The following is a 19,792-nucleotide window of genomic DNA, read 5'->3' on the forward strand; positions in this document are numbered from 1 at the left end:
TACAAATGAGGTGAAAGAACATGACAAAACGCAAAGCAAATCATGTCATTGACGGCATGAACGCAGCCAAAAGCCAAGGTAATGGCGCAGGCTATACGGAAGATGATCAACTCGTTTTAACAGAAGAACAAAGACAAAACAATAAAAAACGCAAAAAAAATCAATAAGAAGGAGCCAAACATCATGACGAATAAAAACACAGGGAAAGACATCCGTCAAAACTCTCCTAAGGAGCATCAAGGCGGTCAGCCTGAGCCGCTATCAGGCAGTAAAAAAGTGAAAAACCGCAACCATACAAGACAAAAGCACAATTCTCATCATGATATGTAATCATTCCCCTCTCATCCCGTGACCACACGGGATGTTTTAGGTCTTTCACACATTTCCATTTTCATCATATGATTTATTATGAGATGTGATGGAGGAGTGTTTATGGAGAATGAAAAGCAATCGAATTCCTCTGATTTCCTTGAAATAGATGATTGGCTCAATGTTTTAATGGATGATCCATTTGCCTGGTATGATGAACACCTCCCAATTGATCTTTATGAAACAAGCCGTGATTATATTATTGAAATCGATGTCTCCACCTTATCGATCACTGATGTAAAGCTGACCTTCGCTGGACATGAGCTGACGTTGACTTACACAGTACAAAAGCCAAAAGGTGAAGGCGAACAGCCAATTGAAAAAAGCGTGATGCTTCCTTTTTATTTAAACGACAAAGACATTGCAACAGATTATGAAAACCAAATCATATCGATAAAAATTAAAAAATGTTCCGACCATCCAAGCGGTGCATTTTCCTTTCAAATCCCCCACTTCAAACATTAAGAGCCCACCTTCATATAGGTGGGCTCTCTTCCCGTTCGTTTCAAGTCAATACCTTTTGCGAACCACCATGGCCAAATAGTAGAATCGCTATATGATAATGTATTCTTTTTCTACTAATCGGTTTGGGTCATTCTAGTAAATGGGCGGCTATCAATGAAAAAGGGCGTTTATAGAGATAATAGACATACATTTTTGTTATTTTCTTCTATCCTCTCTTCATGTAATATAAAATAGAGAGATAAGGGGTATAAGGAGTGAGAACATGTTAAGCGGCTGGTTTTTGTGGTTCATTTTATTTTGGGGTACAGTGATGATCGGATTACTCGCAATCGGTGGCTTTTTTATGTTTCGCAAATTTTTAAAACGATTGCCAAAGGAAGATGGGAAATCAGAGCTTGATTGGCAGGATGAATATATTCAAAAGAGCCTTCACCTATGGCGGGATGAGGACAAACAGCTGTTAAATGAACTCGTATCACCTGTTCCAGAGCTGTTTAGAGATGTTGCCAAAGAAAAAATAGCGGGTAAAATTGGTGAGCTGGCATTAAAAGAACAGGCTGCCAGCATTAATCTAGACTTAATCATTCGCGGCTACATTATGGCTACACCAAAGCGTGATCATAAATTTTTATTGAAGCGCCTTCAAGAAAAAAACATTGATCACTCGCCATATGAATCGTTATTAAAATAACCTCCTTTTTTAAAAAGGAGGTTTAATTCATTTGAATTTGCTGCGGATCTAATTGTTTAGACAGCTTTCTAAACGACAAATACATGGCAACCCGCCAAGGCACGATCATGCCAAAGGCAAGAATCCAAAACATCCCGCTTAATGAGCCATAATCAATAGAAGAACTTAGGATGGTCTTCATTCCGATACGAAGGACAAGAAGTCCAATGAGAATAAACACAAATGCTTTTGACCGCTTTAAGTAAATGTCATTGCCTCTAATTTCAAACTTCGATGTTTTAATTAAAAATATAGAGAAAAACATCCCCACTGTGATCGCTTCTAGAAATTCAGCTCCAGTTACCCGGAACATTGGAACAAAAAACATCAGTGCGCCAGTGCTCATGAAAATAGGAGGTAAAATAATTTTTTTTGCCGTTGCAGGTTTTGCAGATGACTTAATGCGAATAAACATGACGGCCACCGCCATACATACCGCAATTATAGAAGAGATCAAGATCATCATATCAAATCATTCCTTTATTCTTTAAGGTCAGCCTATGTATAATATACTCCAATTGACGAAAAAAAACCATTCGCCGCGACTGTAGAAAACGATTTCAAAAGCCTGTAAAACCGCCAAACAATGATGAGAACATGATGATAATCCATGTCAGAAGATCAAAGAACAGCAAAATCCCTACCACAATCATAATGATTCCGCCAATTCGCATGATAAGCTGCTGGCGCTTTCTGATCCACCCCATTTTCGTAATGAAAAAGGAGAGAATAAAAAACGGGACGGCAAATCCAAATATATACGCAATCATATACATGACAGCCGACTCAGGATTGTTACTCGCCAGTGTGATGACAGCGGATAAAATAGGGCCAGTACAAGGTGTCCATCCAGCGGCAAAGCCCATTCCGATGAGAATGGATCCAAAAAAACCAGCAGGACGATTTTTGAACTGTATTCTCTTTTCACCCATGAGGAAAGAGGGCTTGAATACGCCAAGAGTCATAAAACCAAAGAAAATAATAAGGATGGCTCCAATTTGACGAATCGCTTGATGATAATCATTAAAAAACTTCCCGACAAACGATGTCCCAAACCCAATCGCAATAAATATAATAGAGAAACCAATTAAAAAGAATAATGTATGAAGCAGACTTCTTTTTCTCAGCATCACCTTCTCGGATTTCACTTCATCTATACTAACGCCCGTAATATACGATAAAAATGCTGGATAAAGCGGAAGACAACACGGTGAAATAAAAGAAAGAAATCCTGCTCCAAATGCTAAAAAGTAATTCAAATCTGTCAAAAGAACACCCCCTTCTTACAAATATACAATAAGAGATGACAAAATCATTTCATTTTTTTTACATCACCTCAATAAAGATGGTCTATTCTCTTAAAACCTTATATAATTTAATTTGACATCAAGATAATGAATCCTTTAAATTTGAAAATAAACCTTAAAATGGATATAATAGAATCGATTCTTTTTATCAAGATTTGCATGAAAGGAACATGACTTTGGTAAAAACATCATTATTAACTCAAATCGAAGAAAAAAGAGAAGAGCTGATGAAAGTTGTCTTGCATAATGGGATGACATCAACAGTGACCATCGAACATAGCCAGCAGCTAGATCATCTCCTCTTACAATATCAACGACACTTACACTCAAACTCAGCCAACTAATTATACTTCATGATATCAAACATGCCGCACCATTGTAGAACAGTTGATATGTGTGACCATAAAAGAAACGAAAACCTCTGATATAGGGGTTTTTTGTTTTTCATGCTGTTTGACGCCATAATAAAAACCACCTTCCCTGCTTCATTCATGCAAGTACAGTGGTTTTAAGCGTCTGATGAAGGTGAATTGAATAAAGAAAGGACAACGCTTGTCCATTCTTTATAACCATGTTCCATCTATGATCATAATATCGTACGTATTATTTCGCTTGGTTGTTCATGGCTTTCATCATTTGATTGATTTTCTTCTGGGACGGTTTCATGCCCATTTGCATCATCATCATTCGAAGCATTTGTTCATTAATCGGTGGATTCTTTTTCAAATAGCTCATCATATACTTACGAGCAATAAAGAATCCGAGTGCAACTCCTGCAAGCAGTGCAACAACGCCTACAAGGATGACAACCCATAAATCCATAATTCTTCCTCCTTCATGTTGTCTCGTATAAAGTGTACTAAACAAAAGGCTATTATACAACATTTCACGTTCAATTTTATTTTTTTAAACAAAATTCCTCACTTTTACTGGATTAAGCCACCCGTGCTTCTTTGAACTAAAGTCCATCGCAAGAAAACAAGGGCTGATTTTTCTCAGCACTTCAAAAAACACTGCTTCTGCCTCATAACTGCCAGTGGCAGACATTTGGATATACCGGTCTTTAATAATAAATGCTGCGGTTCCTTTTCCATCTGGTAAGGAAGCACTGTAAATCGAGCCTATTTGTGTATAGTGAATGTTCGTTAAGTTATTCATGAGACGCTGATGCATATGAAAAGCAGGGATTCGCTTCGTCACATAATCCACTTGCTTCACAAGCATAACTAACTCATCGTCGGTGCGATTCGTCCAGTGTAACGACTCAAACAAATGAAACAAAATCGATTCTCTGCCAAAATAGTGATGTGCAAATTCATCCTCAATCCAATAAATATAATAATGGCGTTCCATGTCTATCCCTTCCTTTCACATTTCGTCAATCTCGTTTATTGCTTGTATTATACAAAAATGTGAAAGAAAGAATTGTCTATATATGAAGCAAGAAGAAACTAGTTTTGTCAAAAAAACAAGAAAAAGAAAAAAGTTTGCAGAGCGGATGAAAATGCTCTGCAAACAGATAGCAAAAAAGCATGATGCTTGGAGTTCGTTTATTTATTCAGCTTCGCTTTCACACGGCTGACTACATTGCTGACAGTAAATCCGTATTTCTCGATAATGGTTTCACCTGGTGCAGAAGCGCCAAATTTATCAATTGCAATCACGTCACCGTCAAGGCCAGTATAACGCTCCCAGCCAAGTGAAGCACCCATTTCAATCGCAATACGTGCACGTACTGCTTTAGGAAGAACGGATTCTTTGTATTCGTCTGACTGCTGATCGAAGCGATCCCATGCAGGAAGGCTGACAACAGATGCGCGGATACCTTCTTTTTCAAGTGCTTTTTGGGCTTCAATGGCTAAACCAACCTCAGATCCTGAAGCGAGTAGAAGTGCTTCTGGCTGTGCATCAGCTGCTTCAACCACAACGTATCCACCCTTTTCTACTCCCTCATATGCCTTCTCTGGTGCCTGGTCAATCGTTGGAAGGTTTTGACGAGTAAGAACTAGTGCAGTCGGTTTATCCGTTGAAGATACAGCTAGTTTCCACGCTGCAGCTGTTTCATTTCCATCTGCTGGGCGAATAACGGAAAGATTAGGCATCGCACGCAGTGAAGCAAGCTGTTCAACCGGTTCATGTGTTGGACCATCTTCACCAACAGCGATACTATCATGAGTAAAGACGTATGTGACTGGAAGTCCCATTAAGGCAGCAAGACGAATCGCTGGTCTTAAGTAATCTGAGAAAACAAAGAACGTTCCGCCGAATACACGAAGACCGCCGTGAAGCGCCATACCGTTGAGCGCCGCACCCATTGCAAATTCTCTAACACCGAACCAAATGTTTTTGCCGGCATAATTATTTTTTCCGAAATCATCCGTGTTTTTAATCGTTGTTTTGTTTGATCCAGCAAGGTCAGCAGACCCGCCAATAAAGAAAGGTACTTGCTTTGCAATACCATTTAACACTTCGCCTGAAGATGCACGGGAAGCAAGGCTTGAACCTGCTTCATAAACAGGAACCTCTTGGTCCCAATTTTCAGGAAGCTTTCCTTCAATCGCAAGCTTCAGCTGTGCTGCCAGCTCTGGATATTCTTTTTCATATTGCGCAAACAGCTCATTCCAAGCTGCTTCTTTTTTCTGACCAGCGTCTTTGACAGCTTCTTTGAAATGATCGTACACTTCAGAAGGTACATGGAAGTCTTCCTCAAACGTCCAAGAGTAAGCATCCTTCGTCAGCTTAGCTTCCTCGCTGCCAAGAGGTGCACCATGCACACCAGACGTTCCCGCACGGTTTGGCGAACCGAAACCGATTGTTGTTTTCACTTCGATTAAAGTAGGTCTGTCTGTGCTTTGTTTCGCCTTTTCAATAGCAGCAGTTACTTCTTCGATGTTGTTGCCATCTTTCACGTAAAGAACTTCCCAGTTCATCGCTTCAAAACGATTCTTCACATTTTCAGAGAATGAACGATCTAAGTCGCCATCTAAAGAAATGTCATTTGAATCGTAAAGAACGATTAAACGGCCTAAGCCTAAATGACCAGCAAGTGAAGCAGCTTCAGAGGAAATCCCCTCCATTAAGTCTCCATCTCCGCAAATGCTGTATGTATAGTGATCTACAACATGAAAGTTGTCTTTGTTATACGTTTCCGCAAGATGTCTTTCTGCAAGTGCCATTCCTACTGCCATAGCAATTCCCTGGCCTAAAGGACCAGTTGTCGCATCTACGCCTTCTGTGTGTCCAAATTCAGGATGTCCAGGTGTTTTGCTTCCCCATTGGCGGAATTGTTTTAAATCGTCGATGCTCAGATTGTATCCGCTTAAATGAAGCATGCTGTATAGAAGCATAGAACCATGTCCCGCAGATAAAACAAAGCGGTCTCTGTTAAACCAATTTGGATTTTGCGGACTTACGTTTAAGTGATTCGTCCATAAAGCGTACGCCATTGGTGCAGCACCCATCGGCATTCCTGGGTGACCGGAATTCGCTTTTTCAATTGCGTCTATGGAGAGAGTACGTATTGTTGCAATAGATTTCAATTCAATCGTTTCCATATAAATCCCCTTCCGTATCTTGTGTACACCATTATCATAAATCTACTGTCCTTTTTTCACAACTATTTCACGCTGAAAAAGAAGGATTTTGTCACATTTAGTTTATCGATCACCTAAAAAGTTATGCAAATATGAAAAAAGACGAGAATAGTCTTCCCATCTTTTCAAAATTCAAGAAATCACAGCCTTAATGAAGGTTCTGATCTTTTTCTCTTTTTAATTTTTCTGGTGTGACATCGTTTCCTTCAGGATCAACAATCTTGACAGTTTTAAGTGTATTTTTCATAGAAGAACGAAAAGCTTTCAAATACTCTTCTCTCAACTGCTTTTGTTCTGTTTTTTCAGCGTCTGATAAACCGGTCTCTTTCGACTTTTTTGAAAGCTCATTTATTCTTGCAAGCTGTTCTTTAGAAATCATGACAAACTCCTTTAAAGCATTTTCTCTACATACTACTAAATATCAATCATTTTGACAACAAATCACGCTTTAGGTGGTAAGGTCTTTTTCATATTCTTGATACCTTCTATGCACCGTTGCTTTTGAAATGTCAAAACCTAATGCCTGAAGAGTTGCGGCAATTTCGGCGAATGTCATATTGTTTTTTCTTAATCGAACAATTTCTGAAATCGGCACTTCAATACGCTCACGGCCAGGTGCATGGTCCTGCTGCCTTAAATTCAGTTCAGGCTGATATCCGCGCTCAACTGCCCTTTTCATTCCCCGCTTGATTTTCAGGTTATGAATTTTCCGTTGGTACTCTTCAACGACCCCTACAATCTCAATGACCATTTCATCTGCTTCTGAAAGCTCAAGCTCTCCTCTATGAAATACGCTGTATACCTTTACGTTCTCTTTAAATAGACAATGAAGAAGTGCAATTTTTGCTTGTCCTCTTCCAAGACGAGTTTCATCCTGGATCAGAACGGCATCGATTGACTCTTCCTTCAGTGCAGCAAGCATTTCAAACACACCATCACGATTTAGATCATATCCACTCGCTTTTTCTTTGATGACTTTGACCACATTCATCTTGTGCATGGCAGCTAACGCCAGCAGTTCTTCTTCTTGTCTTTTCAGCGAGGTTTCCTGCTCTTCTTTGACAGTGCTTACTCTCGCATAAATGATTGCGTTCATGTCTAAAATCGACCTTTCTATTGTACTGTTGCAAGCTGATATACGACTGGATGCTCTTTTTTGACGGGTATAACAAGAATGTCGCCAGGCTGGATTTCAGTTGAAGCAAGATCATTGTGTTCGGTAACCCAATCAATAAATGCATTTTTGTCGATTGATTTGCTGTCGTTTACTTGATCAGCTAACCCCCAAAGAGTATCACCTGATTGAACCTCTATTTTAACATACTGATTTGTATCATTATGGCTTGTGACTGCAATAAGTGAGAGAAATATGCCAACGATGAATGAGAATACCCCAATAAAAATAATAGATTCTTTTAACCTCATAATGTCATCTCTCCTAATAGAATATGTGTTCGCTCTTTCTGTCACTCATTATAAATACGAACAAACGTTTCTGTCAAACGTTTTTTTCGAACCTATGTTTGTACTGTTAGGAAAAACATGCTATAATTTCTTTAAAATTGACGTTTTGAGGTGCAAAAGATGACGAAGCTATCAAAAAGACAACTCGATATCCTGAAATTCATCAAAGATGAAGTAAAAAGCAAGGGTTATCCCCCATCCGTCCGTGAAATTGGAGAAGCTGTCGGTCTAGCATCCAGTTCAACGGTCCATGGACATTTAGCTAGACTAGAAACAAAGGGCTTAATTAGAAGAGACCCGACAAAACCTAGAGCGATCGAAGTACTAGATGAAGAGGAAATGAATATTCCAAAGAGTGCTGTAATGAACGTTCCAGTCATCGGAAAAGTAACGGCCGGTCTTCCTATCACCGCTGTTGAAAATGTAGAAGAATACTTCCCTCTTCCAGAGACTTTTGCAGCACCAGATGAACAAGTGTTTATGCTTGAAATTATGGGAGAAAGTATGATTGATGCAGGTATTTTGGACAAGGACTATGTCATTGTGCGTCAGCAAAGCACCGCTAACAATGGTGATATTGTGGTCGCCATGACAGAGGAAGATGAAGCGACAGTCAAACGCTTTTATAAAGAAGATACACACTTTAGATTACAGCCAGAGAACCCATCAATGGAACCGATTATTTTACAGAATGTGAGTATACTAGGTAAAGTGATTGGCGTATTTCGAAATATTCATTAAAAAAAGCCGGTATTTCATCAGCTGCTGATGAGAACCGGCTTTTTCTTATGCACAAGAATAGGCAAGAATACTTGAACTTGGGAAGGAACCAAATGTAAAGTTCGGCCATATAAAGCCAGTAGTTCGGCCAAATGGCTGTGAGGAAAGGATATACATTAAAAATACTTGACCGTTTCTCAAAAGCACAATTGTCCATCTTCTATTACATCCCGCTGCAAATTGTACAGTTTGATGGCCTCCGCCAACACCGTGCCCAGATATAAGCGACTGCATACTTTGTGGCTGAGAGAGTGCTTGCTGATACTGCGAAATGATATGCTGCGGCGGTGCCGGCGGGGCTGAGTGTCCGCCTGAACCTTGCCCTGGCCAAGTACCTCCTCCTCCGATTGGAAACCCAGGAAACCCTCCACCTTGAGGAATACCAACAGATGGAAATCCTTGCATCTGCCTATCATATGAGTACCCATTCCACACACCTTCATACGGATGATACATAATAAACACCACTTTCTTTAGACATTCATCACGACAGTATATGTCATAAATAAAAAAAGTGTGTTAAACGTCTAAATAGAAATTTTTCCAAAAGACGTTTCGTTCTTCTTTAGAACGGTTAAATAATCATTAAGAAGAAAATAAAAAAAATGAAAACTTTTTGTCTCCCTCAAACGTTATATAATTAGAAACAAAAGAAATAAAAAAACATTTAGATTTAATACTTGTAATATCACTGTAATTATTGTAACATTTGTAACATAAGAAGTTTTCATTGAGAAAAGGAGGCAATTGCCTTGAAAAAATTATTTGTTTTATTAACTGCTATTATGCTTATGATCTCATTACAAACTACAACATTGGCCGCTTCCAAGAAATCAGCCGCTTTGACAAATAAAGAAGCGTTACATATTGCCCTTGATGCAAGAGAACACTTTTGGAGTGCAATGTCAGGCTACAAAATTAAAGAACATTCTAATTACAAATTAAAATCATTTACCTATAAAGATATGACATACAACTATCTTTCTAAAACATTTGATACAAAGAAAAAATTAAACAGCTACCTATCTCAAGTGTTCACTCAAGATGCCATCAAACATGGTTTAAAAGATTATCAGTTTATTGTTCATAAAGGCAAAATGGCTGTTCCAGTCGGTGACGGAGATAACATGCTCAATTGGGAAAAAGCCACACCTAAACTTGTTTCTAAGAAACAAACAGTCCGCACATATGAATTTACTGTCCCAACACTTGATGGACGCAAAGTAAAACGAACTGTTACGTACGAAAAAGTACAAAAAGATTGGAAAGTCACACAAATTGACGCTGTCATCTAAATAAAAAACCAGGCCTCTCATCGGCCTGGTTTTTATATTGGAGAAAATTCAGTCATGCGATCCAGCGCGTGAGCAAGTGATGACGCCGTGCGAAATTCATTAAAAGGAAGCCCGAGCTGTACTGCTGTTTGAGCAATTTCTGGTCTAATTCCTGAAATGGTCGTCTCTACTCCAATTAATCGAAGTGATGTGACAAGATCAAAGATTTGATGAGCCACCATTGTATCAATAATGACAACACCCGATAGATCAATACATAAATGCTGAACCCCTTTTTGCGAGCACTGTTTTAGCGTATTTTCTAAAATAATCTTTGCTCTCGCTGTGTCAATATCACCTACCAAAGGCAACAACGCAATCTGGCTTTTTAAAACAATCACCGGTGAACTCAATTCATAAATCATATCTCTTTGAGCCACAAGCTTCTTCGTTGTATTTTTCACATATTGCTGGATAAACACATGGATTGAAATATTAAACGCTTCGGAAATTAAATCATACCAATAAAAAATACGGTCAATATCAATGTCACCTTGACGCTGTTTAATAAATTCTTTTAAGTAATGCAGAACGACTCTTTGATTGGACATGTATTCTCTTACGACATAATCTAATGGTGTATTTAAATGCTTCGGATCACTGGCTAAATCCTCAGACCATTTTTTAAATTCAGTATGTAAATATGTCTTGTCTTCAATAATAGCTCGTATAAAGTGCTGGTAATAATCTTGATTCTGCCGTTTTAGCTCTGCAATGATGCTGGAATCTGTTGAACGATATATCGATTCTGGATCATCGTCCTCAATTGATTCATACCATGTTTCAGTCAGCTTCTCTGCATGCTGCATAAAAAAATCGTATAATGCACGGTTCTTATCCATAAGCAAATGTCCCTTCACATTTTCTTCTTGTCAGTCTTTGTACCTTATAGATTGATTGTACCACTGAATCTTTTTTCCCTGCCAGCTCGGATACGCTCTGCCATAAACAAAAAAGCACCCGCTCGAGGGGTGCCTTTTCCTCAGATTTATTTCACAATGAATAATATTCTTTTCCCATCAGGAAATCCGCTGATTTGGTGCCCGACCCATGAGCCTGCTCCCCTATTATCAGATGGACTGACATATTGAACGCTTGCGCCTTTTCCTCCCTCAAGACAAACCGCCATCGGCCATTCATCACGGTCAAATCCAGGTTTTGTCGGAATCCCTTTTAATGATTCTTGCCTGCGGGCATCTGCTCCATTCCTGTCAATGGTACACACATCTGAATGCCCTTTTCGAATGGCTTCTTGAATATGACTGCCTGTTTCAGGGTACCTTTCCTTTGGAAATTGAACGACATGATCATATCGATCAGCCCCTTTTGCTGCCTGCTTCTCTCCAAATCCACCTAACAACATGCCCATCCATATCACAAAACATAAAGCGACAGCAGCGATCCAGCCTCTTTTCATCTTCAAAAGCGCGTGACCTCCTCATCCATCTCAAGCATGATTTTGACTTAAAGGAAATGTGACATTTTAATGTATGAGTGGTTCGCGGATGACATGTGAAAAAATTGATGAAGCTCTCAATCTCAAATCCATAGGTTAAAAAAATGAATCTTCTATTAAATGAATTCATACAAAAAAGCTTGTCCCCTATGAAGGAAACAAGCTCTATTTTTTATTGCGCTTTCGCATAGTTTATAAACTCAACAAAGGCAGCTGTAGCTTTCGGCCCGCCATTCATCGTTCCGTTTGAATACCCAGCGTTATGAACTCCAACGATTTGCTGGTTCTGATCCAGCATGGCAGAACCTGAATTTCCGCTGAATGTATCAATCGTATAGTATGCGAGATTCGTATCTTCTCTCGTCACAGGACCTGACATCTCCCATTGTGACACCTTGCCAGTCGATCTCATTTTATCACCAGGATATCCTGAGATTTTAATGGTTGTCCCAGTCAAGTTTGTCACCTGGCGGATGGATCGGTAGCCGACCGTATTGCCAATGTTCGTATCGGTTTTGATTACGGCAAAGTCATATTGGCTTGCACCAGTATTAATATACCCGCTTGGCACATAGAACTCAGTCATTTTTGCTGAACCGTTCACCGCAGTACTATCATTCATACCAGGATATACGGTTCCTTTTTCACTATAGCTTCTCGATGCCGTATTGTACACGCAGTGTCCGTTTGTCAAAATTTTATTAGGAGCAATGAGTGTCCCTGTACAGCTGGAGCCGCCAAATGTAATATAAGCAATCGAATTGTATGGTGCTACTCTTGTATTTGCTACTTTGGTTCTACCATCGTCTCCAATGACGACTTTTGTTTGAAAATCTTTTAAATATTTTGATAGTGGTTTTACTTTTTCGCCAACAGTAGAAGAAAGATCATCCACTTTGTCAAAGGATGAGGGGGCTTTCCTATCATTGTGAAAATCACTTGAAGAAATCACTTTTCCATCAGAAGTCACCATGTCATAATCAGACGTTAGTACTGAATCCGATGCGGCATAGGCAAAACTAGGCACACTTAAAGCACCAAAAACGAGAAGAGAAGGGAGTAACATTTTCACCTTTTTCATCATATTCCTCCTTTATGTCCTATATCAAAAATCATACGATTGTTTCATATTGGAGTAAATGAGAGAATATTCTTATTTTTTACAAAATATTTCATTTTTAAATTAGGTGTTTCGTATCTTCCCAACCTTCATTCTATCGATCTCTTTCTATGAGAATAGAAAAAAACCGCCTAATTGGCGGTCTTTCCTTTTATCAGCTCCACACATCTTTTACATATCTATTGTCATTTGCAAGGGCTGTCAGCCAATTTTCAGCTGTTTCCTTCGAGCATTGTTTCTCGTTTTGATAGAGATCGATTAGTGTAGCCTCTACATCTGGGGCCATGACTTTTCCGTCTCCGCACACGTACAGATAAGCTCCTTGATCAAGCAATTCGATGAGCCTGGCGCCGTTTTCTTTCAACAAATGCTGGACATATACTTTTTGATCATCGTAACGAGAATAAGCACGATGGATATGGATAACTCCTTTTTGAGCGGCAAGCTGCATTTCATCAAAATATAGATCATCTTCCTCAGGGTGACGGCAGCCAAAATATAAGTGGGCTTCGCCAAGCTGCTTCCCTTCCTTCTGCCACACTTCTCTTGCCTGAACAAATCCTCTAAATGGAGCAATTCCTGTACCTGGTCCGATCATGATCATCGGCACTTCTGATGAAGGAGGCAGCTGGAATCCGTCTTGCGCTTCATGCAGGAAGCAGGCTACTTCTTCTCCTTCTTTTAGACCACATAAATAGGTTGAGGCAACTCCGGCATATTCTCCTCTACCGCTCCACGCTTTATCTTTTACAACTGCTACTGTGATACTGACTTTTTCTGCATCTACCTTAGGCGAGCTAGAGATCGAATAATAACGCGGTTTCAAACCTGGTAAAAGCGCCAAAAAGTGTACAAACGGCAGCTCGCACGCTTCATATTGATCTAATAAATCCAGCATGGTTACTCGTTTCTTTAAAATGGCTTCTTGATATGCTTCTCCAGCCATTTGTTCAAGCTCCACGCGGTGAGGCGGACATACCGTATGTGCTGCGAGCTCTCTTAGCTGTGTACGTGTCGCAGGCTCTTGAAGCTCAACATGTGAGGCGAGTAATTCTTTGATTGGAATCGGCTGTTCTAATGGTAAATGACTTGCCTCTTTCTCAGATGAAAGCTTGATATGCTGCTCTGGATTTAGTTTAAAGCGGCGGGTCACACGCTCAACGAGTGCATCACTATTTTTCGGTACAATCCCAATATGATCTCCTTCTTTGTATGCTTTTCCAGATGGCAATTTCAGTTCAATATGTCTTGTCTGCCTCGTGCTTGTTTCTGATTGTAATTCTTCATTTTTCAATACAACAGCTGAAAAGGCATCATATATTTTAGCTACAGGACGCTCCACTAGCTCATTCGTATAAGCAACTGATAGGTTTGGTTTTTCCTTCCCCTTTTCTTGGAAGGTGAGCTTAAATTCTTTTGCAAGCTGTTCAAAGACAGTTTTCTGGAAAATTTCTTTATCCTCATCCATATCACCACCTGCATCACCTTCTCCTAAATCAGCTACACGTTTGGCACCTTTTCTTTCAAGGGCCTCATCAATCAGACGGGGGATCCGCTGGTACGTGCTCGCCCAGTTTCGATCTCCGCATCCAAAGACCGCAAATGTCACGTTTGATAAATCCTGCTCCTCATCCTGCGCCAGCCAATCCACAAATTGCTTCGCATTGTCAGGCGGATATCCGTTGTATGAAGCGGTCACGATGAGGACAGCGCCTGTATCTGGCAATTGGCGTGTATATTCATCAAGCGGCGCAGTGGTCACATCGAATCCTTTTGCTTTCCCGTCTTCCGCCAATTCATTCGCTATTTGCTTTGCTGTGCCAAGATTCGATCCGTACAAAACTAGCAGCGGTGTACCGTGACTCGGCACTTTTGACTCACCAGATTTGGTGCTTTTCTTCGGTTCTTCTTTCGGTGGTGCCATAAAGAATTGTTGCTTCCTTGGTCGCACCTTGATTTTGAAATCGTTTGGTTTAATCGTCAGAGATTCTTTTAAATCAAGCTCATAAGATGTGTGATCAATTAACTCTAAATTATGCAGGACCATCGCGAGAACCATCGTAGCTTCATGCAGGGCGAACTGCATACCGATACATGCACGCTGTCCATTCCCAAAAGGCTTGTAAGCATGCTGCGGGATTTTCTCAGGATGCGTAAACCGCTCTGGTTTAAATTCTTCAGCATCCTCGCCCCATACCGCTGGATCACGGTGTAATTTAGGGAGCAGAACAGAGACACTTTGATTCTTGTGAATCGGATATTTTCCCCCGATTACTGTGTCCTCTTTCGCATAAAGAGAGAACGTAGGCGCCGTAGGCCAGAGGCGAAGGGCTTCATTTAACACCATACGAGTGTAGCTTAGCTTTTGCACTTGTTTAAATGTCGGCAATCCGCCTTGCAGCACCTCATCTGCTTCTTGGACAGCTTTCTTTAATTTCTCTGGATTCTTTAATAAGAAATAAATCGCAAAGGATAGCAGTCCGCTTGTTGTTTCGTGCCCTGCAATTAAGAAGGTGATGATTTGATAACGGATATTTTCATCAGATAAACGTTCACCTGTTTCAGGGTCCTCTGCATGCAGCATAAGTGACAGTAAATCATCGCCTGTTTTATCTTGTTTTCTTCGTTCCTGTATAATGTCATCTACTAATTGCTTCATAAAATCGACATGCTGATCAAATTCTTTTCGTCTTTTGATCATGAGTTTATCGGCAATCGGCAATCGGCTCGACTGCTCCATTGCTTCATTTAAGCCTTTCAGCATGCTTTCTATGAATGGATGCTGGTTTTCTTTATAAAAACTGTTAAAGCGAAAATCAAAACCGCAAAGGCCGATCGTATCTAAAGTCAGCTTTGTCATATCCTCAGCTACTTCAATTTCTTCATCGCGGCCTGTTCTTTGCCATTTTTGCACGAGTTGTGTGGCAATATCGAGCATCATTTCATGATAGCCCTTCATGGCCTGCTGGCTGAATGCTGGCATCAAGATTTGATGAGCCTTTCTCCAGTTCGGTTCTTCTGTCCAGCTCGTAAATAACCCATCTCCTGCAAAGGCTCTTACTTTACTGAGACTAGTCCCAATAAATTTATCAAAACGGCTCTCATCAAATACTTCTTGGACAAGCTCATGGCTGGAAACAAAAATACTTGTTGCATTTGAAAATTCAAACTGAAAAATCGGTCCTAATTCATCTGCCAGCCGCCAAAAAGTTTGAGAAAGCTCCCCCTTTTTTATATGGGGAATATTTTTAAAAGGTCCGTATGTTTTTGGTTTTGGAATGATTGATGTTTGCTTCATATGCCCACTCCCTTTATCTCTTTATGATGCAACGCTGATGGCGCGCCATAAACATTGCTCAATCTCCTCTAAAAATTCAATTGTTGGCTCTATTTCTTCTGCAAGAATTTGTTTATGCAGCTGCACAAAAGCACCAAATACAATCGATAAAATGGTTCTGCCAGAGAGGTTTGGATGAATTCCATCCTTTTTCCCTTCTTCAAAGATAAGGAACAGCTCATGTAACAAATGCTGCATTTTCTCTTTGCTCGTTTCGTCTAAGTAATGGGACCGTTTATCAATCTCTAAAAAATACAGCCCGCTTGGATTCTCCTTTGTAAACAAAACCAAGCAATAAAATACATGCTTAAAGTACGCCCGAATACTTACCTTTGGATCTGGACTGTTTGTGTTCATTTTTTCGATAAATGCTGAGAGGCTGCGCTGGTACAAAATATTGACGAGTGCCTCCTTGCTGTCGAAATAACGGTAAATGGTGCCCGCTCCGACGTTTGCTCTTTTTGAAATCATCGGCATTGTGGTGCCATCAAAGCCTCGTTCTATAAATAGTTCCAGCGAAGCTTTCATGATCTGTTCTTGTTTATCAGTCACTGCTGGCATTTCATCCCCTCCTTTTGAAATATAGGAATGAACGTTCATTCCGCAAACGGTATATTATATTAATATTTCAATTTCATCTATTTATACTTAAACACACTTATTTTACTCCGTCACCACATTTTCTGAAAATAATAATAATTGAGAAATGATACCTAGTCAGATGACATCCAAAGGACTTATAAAGATTGTCAAATGTGTGTCATGCAGGTGTCATCAGCACTACACATTCATTCCTGATCGATTGGTGACTGAATGTGGTCGTCATATGTATCAATATATAAGCTTCCATTACTTGAACGGACAGCATACACAATGTCCTTTAAGGACAGCTGCCTTTTTTTAAGCTCTTCTTCTATCCATTGCTCTGTTAAATGATTTTCATGTATGTTTTTTTGGATGAGTTTCCCGTCCATGATGACTTCAATCGGCATGTAACGCTCTGCCTTCATGAATAATTGAAGGTCCTTCCGTGTGACATTTTCAAACGAAGGGTATTTTTTCACTGACATATGCCCATCTGTTTCAATCATGGCAAATTCAACTTCACTAATGTCAAAGATGTCTTTTTCTCTCAGCTGCTGATTTAAATAATCAAGGGTATATCTCATTCCCTTCATATTTCCTTCAAGAATTTTCCCATTTTGTATGACAAGAGTTGGTTTACCAGCCATCAGCCCTCTCATCTTCCGGCTTCTTAATGCAATCAGGGAAATCACATAAATAATCATGACAAGTGACACAAAGGAAATCGTTGTGTGCTGTAGCGGCAGCGTTGTATTAAACGCCAGGTTTGCAGCAATTGAACCTAAGCTGATGGCTGCTATAAAATCAAAAATATTCATTTGCGCAATGGTTTGTTTTCCTAAAAGACGTGCTCCTCCAAATAAAATCGCAAAAGCAAACATCGTCCGAAGAATCACTTCAATATGTTCAGACATGCAAGTGTCCACCTTTCATTTGCATCAAAAAAAGCCTTTTCCTTAGAAAAGACTCTTTGTTAGACTATGCATTTATTTCATCATTATTCAATTGGGCAGTACTGCTTTGTTCAAATTGTGATCGCAGTTCAATAATTGAGCTATTCCTCACATGATCTGCTTCTTGCTCAAGAAGCCACGTATAGAACTTAGCTTGCTCCGCTGTTTGCAAAGCATGCATATATTTTTGCGAGGAACGCTTCTCTGCAACGCGCTGCTTGATCCCGCGCATCTGCTTCCAGAATTGATAATAAGGGAGCTTGAGTTTGGTCATAAAGCCGCGAGCGTCCTCAATGACATATCCCTCTTCTTCAATTGTGTCATCATGAGAGACCGCTTGATACCATTTATAAAAAGACGTCCAATCATGGAAAACAGCCACTTCCTGCTTGCTGGATATTCCAAGCTGCTCACTTAATCTTTTCACTTCAGCGAATGGTGCTTTTTCGTAGCTTAACTGCCGCTTCACTATATCGAGTAAAATGAGTTGATCTTGTTCATATGTGATAATATGCGGATCTTTTTCTGGCAAAATGACTTCAAACACAAGAGATACATGCTGGTCACGGACGTAAGATTTGATGTAGTCAGCTTGCACGTCATCGAAGGTCTTATAAAATAGCTCTTCGACCCAGGAGGCATGCTGATTTTGTTTCACATGTGATGTATACGATTTGGACGTAAACACCAATTCATCTTCCATTTCGTTATACCCAACAGTTCCTAAGTATCCATTTGCTTTATCATATACGGTGACAGGGAATTGTAGATGGTTCACTAAATGCTGCATTCTTGTCTCCGGACGCTCATCAATGTTAAAAAATTTATTGTAGCTTCTAGAAACAATCTGCTTAGAAACCATGTTGACAAACAAACCTCTTGCCTTCACATTCACATCGTCCCACTGCCGCTCACTAAAAGCCTTTTTCGTAAAATTAAAAGATGAAATATGGTGCGGAAGCTTTAATTCCTGTACATATTCATGCTGATCTAAATGAGCTAAAAAATCATCCAGTGAAATATCTGGCTGAACAGCAGCTGATTGTTTTTTCTCAGAGGCCCTGTAGACTGGATTGTCAATTTCATGAGTCTTAATCCCTTCAGCCGTGATTTTCAACACCCGCAGCTGCCCCCCAAATTCAACCTGACCTTCTAGGTTATAAGATCTTTCCGCTGCGTGAATTGGCAGTCTGTATAAATTGCGATGACCGTGAATTTGGATGACATCCAGCCCAGCCGTGTTTTGAACAAACAAGTGATCAATGTCATCTGAATATTCTCCTACGCCGTGAATGAGCTGCTGTGTTGAGACATGCAAAAGCTCTTCTGGCAAATGAGCAAGCCCCCCGTGGGTAACAAGAAATGTCTGATTATGGTACGTAAAATAAGTAAGCTGATGAAATGTTCTAACAAACTTTCGTACTTCTTTTAAATCAAAGTCTGCTGCTTCAAGTTCAGGCGCAGTATGCCTGTTAAACATATTGCTCCTGACTTTTTCACCATGTGCAAACCGGTATAAATGCTGATCATGATTGCCTTCAATGACGATGACATTCCGGCATTCTCTATGGGCGAGCATCCATTCTAATACTTCTTTGTTTTCTATTCCTCTATCAAGAAGGTCACCTGCGAAGATATAAAGTTCGTTTTCTTTGATATCTCCTTGCAAATAGGTGGTAAGTGCGGTGTAACAACCGTGAATATCTCCGAAAACATGAATGGCCTCATATTGATCAAAGGATCGAGGCTGATAGGTCATCACTTGCGGATATTCCTCCGGCTTCAAAACAGTCACCCATGATGGGACCTTTTCTGTTTTTAACCGCTCGTTCATTTGATACAAAACAGATTCCCGCACCACTTTGTGAGATTCACGTGAGCGATTTTGTAAAAGAGCTGTCTCAAGGGGCACCTGCGTGAAATCGACGACATACACCCTATAACGATACGATGTCGCTAAAGACTTATATTGAGAAATTGATTTGCTTGAAATATGTGTCGCATCAATCACAGTAAAGTCTCCGCGCTCCATACGGGCTGTGAGTAAATCGAATAATAAAGACCAAACTTTGTGGTCATGCTTGCTTGAAATGTCTAGTTTCCCATTGACTGATAGCTGCGGCGGCTGGGTTAACAGCCGGATTTGATCCGCTGATAAAGTGTAAGGCTCTAAGCCTTGTTCTTTGATCCATGTTGATTTACCTACGCCTGGGAGACCTCGTAAAAGGACTAAAGTTCTCATATTGGTTCTCCTTTAATGAGTGATATTTTACCTATTATAGATAAATTATGGATAAAT

At 40.0% G+C, this 19,792-nt stretch carries 23 protein-coding genes; 7 read left to right on the plus strand and 16 right to left on the minus strand.

The genetic code is table 11. The features are described from left to right. Window positions 1-20: 20 nt before the first annotated feature. The 4 genes from sspO to OIT90_RS10620 all read left to right on the plus strand — a co-directional run bounded on the left by sspO (window position 21) and on the right by OIT90_RS10620 (window position 1,525). The gene (gene sspO / locus OIT90_RS10605; protein WP_039178922.1) at window positions 21-167 is read left to right on the plus strand and encodes a small acid-soluble spore protein O; all 147 of its coding nucleotides are present in this window, start codon (window positions 21-23) and stop codon (window positions 165-167) included. A 16-nt stretch (window positions 168-183) separates the two neighbouring features. Continuing rightward, entirely contained in the window at window positions 184-330 is a 147-nt protein-coding gene (locus tag OIT90_RS10610) for a small acid-soluble spore protein P (protein ID WP_003211331.1), read from the plus strand. 102 nt (window positions 331-432) lie between these two features. Then, the gene (locus tag OIT90_RS10615; RefSeq protein WP_039178919.1) at window positions 433-834 is read left to right on the plus strand and encodes an Hsp20/alpha crystallin family protein; all 402 of its coding nucleotides are present in this window, start codon (window positions 433-435) and stop codon (window positions 832-834) included. A 262-nt stretch (window positions 835-1,096) separates the two neighbouring features. Further along, the gene (locus tag OIT90_RS10620; RefSeq protein WP_075611441.1) at window positions 1,097-1,525 is read left to right on the plus strand and encodes a DUF2621 domain-containing protein; all 429 of its coding nucleotides are present in this window, start codon (window positions 1,097-1,099) and stop codon (window positions 1,523-1,525) included. Between the two features lie 22 nt (window positions 1,526-1,547). On the opposite strand, the gene OIT90_RS10625 is transcribed toward OIT90_RS10620, so the two are convergent. Continuing rightward, window positions 1,548-2,030 carry a CcdC family protein gene (locus OIT90_RS10625; protein WP_024425136.1) on the minus strand — a complete coding sequence of 161 codons (483 nt, stop codon included), beginning with the start codon at window positions 2,028-2,030 and terminating at the stop codon, window positions 1,548-1,550. A gap of 94 nt (window positions 2,031-2,124) precedes the next feature. Continuing rightward, complete coding sequence (locus OIT90_RS10630) at window positions 2,125-2,832, minus strand: cytochrome c biogenesis CcdA family protein (RefSeq protein ID WP_151284320.1); 708 nt, start codon at window positions 2,830-2,832, stop codon at window positions 2,125-2,127. Window positions 2,833-3,041: 209 nt separating this feature from the next. Between OIT90_RS10630 and OIT90_RS10635 the strand changes: the two genes are divergently transcribed. After that, complete coding sequence (locus OIT90_RS10635) at window positions 3,042-3,215, plus strand: aspartyl-phosphate phosphatase Spo0E family protein (RefSeq protein ID WP_369810454.1); 174 nt, start codon at window positions 3,042-3,044, stop codon at window positions 3,213-3,215. A gap of 259 nt (window positions 3,216-3,474) precedes the next feature. Here the strand turns inward: OIT90_RS10635 and OIT90_RS10640 are convergent, their stop codons facing one another. The 6 genes from OIT90_RS10640 to yneA all read right to left on the minus strand — a co-directional run bounded on the left by OIT90_RS10640 (window position 3,475) and on the right by yneA (window position 7,889). Then, window positions 3,475-3,693 (minus strand): YneF family protein, encoded by a 219-nt coding sequence (locus OIT90_RS10640; protein WP_003212379.1) that lies wholly within the window; start codon window positions 3,691-3,693, stop codon window positions 3,475-3,477. Between the two features lie 84 nt (window positions 3,694-3,777). Continuing rightward, a complete protein-coding gene (sirA, locus tag OIT90_RS10645; protein ID WP_024425134.1) occupies window positions 3,778-4,224 on the minus strand; it encodes a sporulation inhibitor of replication protein SirA in 447 nt (148 codons plus the stop codon). 197 nt (window positions 4,225-4,421) lie between these two features. Beyond that, window positions 4,422-6,425 carry a transketolase gene (tkt, locus tag OIT90_RS10650; RefSeq protein ID WP_107163738.1) on the minus strand — a complete coding sequence of 668 codons (2,004 nt, stop codon included), beginning with the start codon at window positions 6,423-6,425 and terminating at the stop codon, window positions 4,422-4,424. Between the two features lie 187 nt (window positions 6,426-6,612). Continuing rightward, window positions 6,613-6,843, minus strand: coding sequence for a DUF896 domain-containing protein (locus OIT90_RS10655; RefSeq protein ID WP_024425132.1), 231 nt, complete (start codon window positions 6,841-6,843; stop codon window positions 6,613-6,615). Window positions 6,844-6,912: 69 nt separating this feature from the next. Next, window positions 6,913-7,560 (minus strand): YneB family resolvase-like protein, encoded by a 648-nt coding sequence (locus OIT90_RS10660; protein ID WP_268464534.1) that lies wholly within the window; start codon window positions 7,558-7,560, stop codon window positions 6,913-6,915. A 17-nt stretch (window positions 7,561-7,577) separates the two neighbouring features. Further along, the gene (gene yneA, locus OIT90_RS10665; RefSeq protein ID WP_034283425.1) at window positions 7,578-7,889 is read right to left on the minus strand and encodes a cell division suppressor protein YneA; all 312 of its coding nucleotides are present in this window, start codon (window positions 7,887-7,889) and stop codon (window positions 7,578-7,580) included. A 159-nt stretch (window positions 7,890-8,048) separates the two neighbouring features. Between yneA and lexA the strand changes: the two genes are divergently transcribed. Continuing rightward, window positions 8,049-8,669 (plus strand): transcriptional repressor LexA, encoded by a 621-nt coding sequence (lexA, locus tag OIT90_RS10670; RefSeq protein ID WP_024425129.1) that lies wholly within the window; start codon window positions 8,049-8,051, stop codon window positions 8,667-8,669. Between the two features lie 45 nt (window positions 8,670-8,714). Here lexA and OIT90_RS10675 read toward each other — a convergent pair whose 3' ends face one another. Further along, window positions 8,715-9,164, minus strand: coding sequence for a hypothetical protein (locus OIT90_RS10675; protein WP_058838685.1), 450 nt, complete (start codon window positions 9,162-9,164; stop codon window positions 8,715-8,717). A gap of 296 nt (window positions 9,165-9,460) precedes the next feature. Between OIT90_RS10675 and OIT90_RS10680 the strand changes: the two genes are divergently transcribed. Then, a complete protein-coding gene (locus OIT90_RS10680) occupies window positions 9,461-10,003 on the plus strand; it encodes an IseA DL-endopeptidase inhibitor family protein (protein ID WP_039178902.1) in 543 nt (180 codons plus the stop codon). A 32-nt stretch (window positions 10,004-10,035) separates the two neighbouring features. Here OIT90_RS10680 and OIT90_RS10685 read toward each other — a convergent pair whose 3' ends face one another. From OIT90_RS10685 to OIT90_RS10715, 7 genes are all read right to left on the minus strand, one after another. Further along, window positions 10,036-10,884, minus strand: coding sequence for an STAS domain-containing protein (locus tag OIT90_RS10685; protein WP_039178899.1), 849 nt, complete (start codon window positions 10,882-10,884; stop codon window positions 10,036-10,038). A gap of 146 nt (window positions 10,885-11,030) precedes the next feature. Next, window positions 11,031-11,411 carry a NucA/NucB deoxyribonuclease domain-containing protein gene (locus OIT90_RS10690; protein ID WP_228280000.1) on the minus strand — a complete coding sequence of 127 codons (381 nt, stop codon included), beginning with the start codon at window positions 11,409-11,411 and terminating at the stop codon, window positions 11,031-11,033. 259 nt (window positions 11,412-11,670) lie between these two features. Further along, on the minus strand, window positions 11,671-12,579 hold the full coding sequence (locus tag OIT90_RS10695; protein WP_268464537.1) for a trypsin-like serine peptidase: 909 nt from the start codon (window positions 12,577-12,579) through the stop codon (window positions 11,671-11,673). Between the two features lie 193 nt (window positions 12,580-12,772). Continuing rightward, the gene (locus OIT90_RS10700) at window positions 12,773-15,916 is read right to left on the minus strand and encodes a bifunctional cytochrome P450/NADPH--P450 reductase (protein ID WP_268464538.1); all 3,144 of its coding nucleotides are present in this window, start codon (window positions 15,914-15,916) and stop codon (window positions 12,773-12,775) included. A gap of 21 nt (window positions 15,917-15,937) precedes the next feature. Further along, window positions 15,938-16,516: a TetR/AcrR family transcriptional regulator gene (locus OIT90_RS10705; protein ID WP_039178892.1), complete on the minus strand. Its 579-nt coding sequence runs from the start codon at window positions 16,514-16,516 to the stop codon at window positions 15,938-15,940. Window positions 16,517-16,743: 227 nt separating this feature from the next. Beyond that, window positions 16,744-17,454 carry a DUF421 domain-containing protein gene (locus tag OIT90_RS10710; RefSeq protein ID WP_039178889.1) on the minus strand — a complete coding sequence of 237 codons (711 nt, stop codon included), beginning with the start codon at window positions 17,452-17,454 and terminating at the stop codon, window positions 16,744-16,746. Window positions 17,455-17,518: 64 nt separating this feature from the next. Then, a complete protein-coding gene (locus tag OIT90_RS10715; RefSeq protein ID WP_474892532.1) occupies window positions 17,519-19,735 on the minus strand; it encodes an RNA ligase in 2,217 nt (738 codons plus the stop codon). Window positions 19,736-19,792 lie beyond the last annotated feature (57 nt).

This window comes from Bacillus sp. ABR (genome assembly GCF_056172715.1).

Coding starts and splice junctions, on each gene's coding strand:
- OIT90_RS10675 (WP_058838685.1), bottom strand. CDS start 9,164: ATGTATCATCCGTATGAAGGTGTGTGGAATGGGTACTCATATGATAGG.
- sirA (WP_024425134.1), bottom strand. CDS start 4,224: ATGGAACGCCATTATTATATTTATTGGATTGAGGATGAATTTGCACAT.
- OIT90_RS10715 (WP_474892532.1), bottom strand. CDS start 19,735: ATGAGAACTTTAGTCCTTTTACGAGGTCTCCCAGGCGTAGGTAAATCA.
- tkt (WP_107163738.1), bottom strand. CDS start 6,425: ATGGAAACGATTGAATTGAAATCTATTGCAACAATACGTACTCTCTCC.
- OIT90_RS10700 (WP_268464538.1), bottom strand. CDS start 15,916: ATGAAGCAAACATCAATCATTCCAAAACCAAAAACATACGGACCTTTT.
- OIT90_RS10620 (WP_075611441.1), top strand. CDS start 1,097: ATGTTAAGCGGCTGGTTTTTGTGGTTCATTTTATTTTGGGGTACAGTG.
- OIT90_RS10660 (WP_268464534.1), bottom strand. CDS start 7,560: ATGAACGCAATCATTTATGCGAGAGTAAGCACTGTCAAAGAAGAGCAG.
- OIT90_RS10690 (WP_228280000.1), bottom strand. CDS start 11,411: ATGGGCATGTTGTTAGGTGGATTTGGAGAGAAGCAGGCAGCAAAAGGG.
- OIT90_RS10625 (WP_024425136.1), bottom strand. CDS start 2,030: ATGATGATCTTGATCTCTTCTATAATTGCGGTATGTATGGCGGTGGCC.
- OIT90_RS10710 (WP_039178889.1), bottom strand. CDS start 17,454: ATGTCTGAACATATTGAAGTGATTCTTCGGACGATGTTTGCTTTTGCG.
- OIT90_RS10610 (WP_003211331.1), top strand. CDS start 184: ATGACGAATAAAAACACAGGGAAAGACATCCGTCAAAACTCTCCTAAG.
- OIT90_RS10615 (WP_039178919.1), top strand. CDS start 433: ATGGAGAATGAAAAGCAATCGAATTCCTCTGATTTCCTTGAAATAGAT.
- OIT90_RS10655 (WP_024425132.1), bottom strand. CDS start 6,843: ATGATTTCTAAAGAACAGCTTGCAAGAATAAATGAGCTTTCAAAAAAG.
- OIT90_RS10640 (WP_003212379.1), bottom strand. CDS start 3,693: ATGGATTTATGGGTTGTCATCCTTGTAGGCGTTGTTGCACTGCTTGCA.
- sspO (WP_039178922.1), top strand. CDS start 21: ATGACAAAACGCAAAGCAAATCATGTCATTGACGGCATGAACGCAGCC.
- OIT90_RS10695 (WP_268464537.1), bottom strand. CDS start 12,579: ATGAAAAAGGTGAAAATGTTACTCCCTTCTCTTCTCGTTTTTGGTGCT.
- OIT90_RS10705 (WP_039178892.1), bottom strand. CDS start 16,516: ATGCCAGCAGTGACTGATAAACAAGAACAGATCATGAAAGCTTCGCTG.
- OIT90_RS10635 (WP_369810454.1), top strand. CDS start 3,042: ATGACTTTGGTAAAAACATCATTATTAACTCAAATCGAAGAAAAAAGA.
- lexA (WP_024425129.1), top strand. CDS start 8,049: ATGACGAAGCTATCAAAAAGACAACTCGATATCCTGAAATTCATCAAA.
- yneA (WP_034283425.1), bottom strand. CDS start 7,889: ATGAGGTTAAAAGAATCTATTATTTTTATTGGGGTATTCTCATTCATC.
- OIT90_RS10685 (WP_039178899.1), bottom strand. CDS start 10,884: ATGGATAAGAACCGTGCATTATACGATTTTTTTATGCAGCATGCAGAG.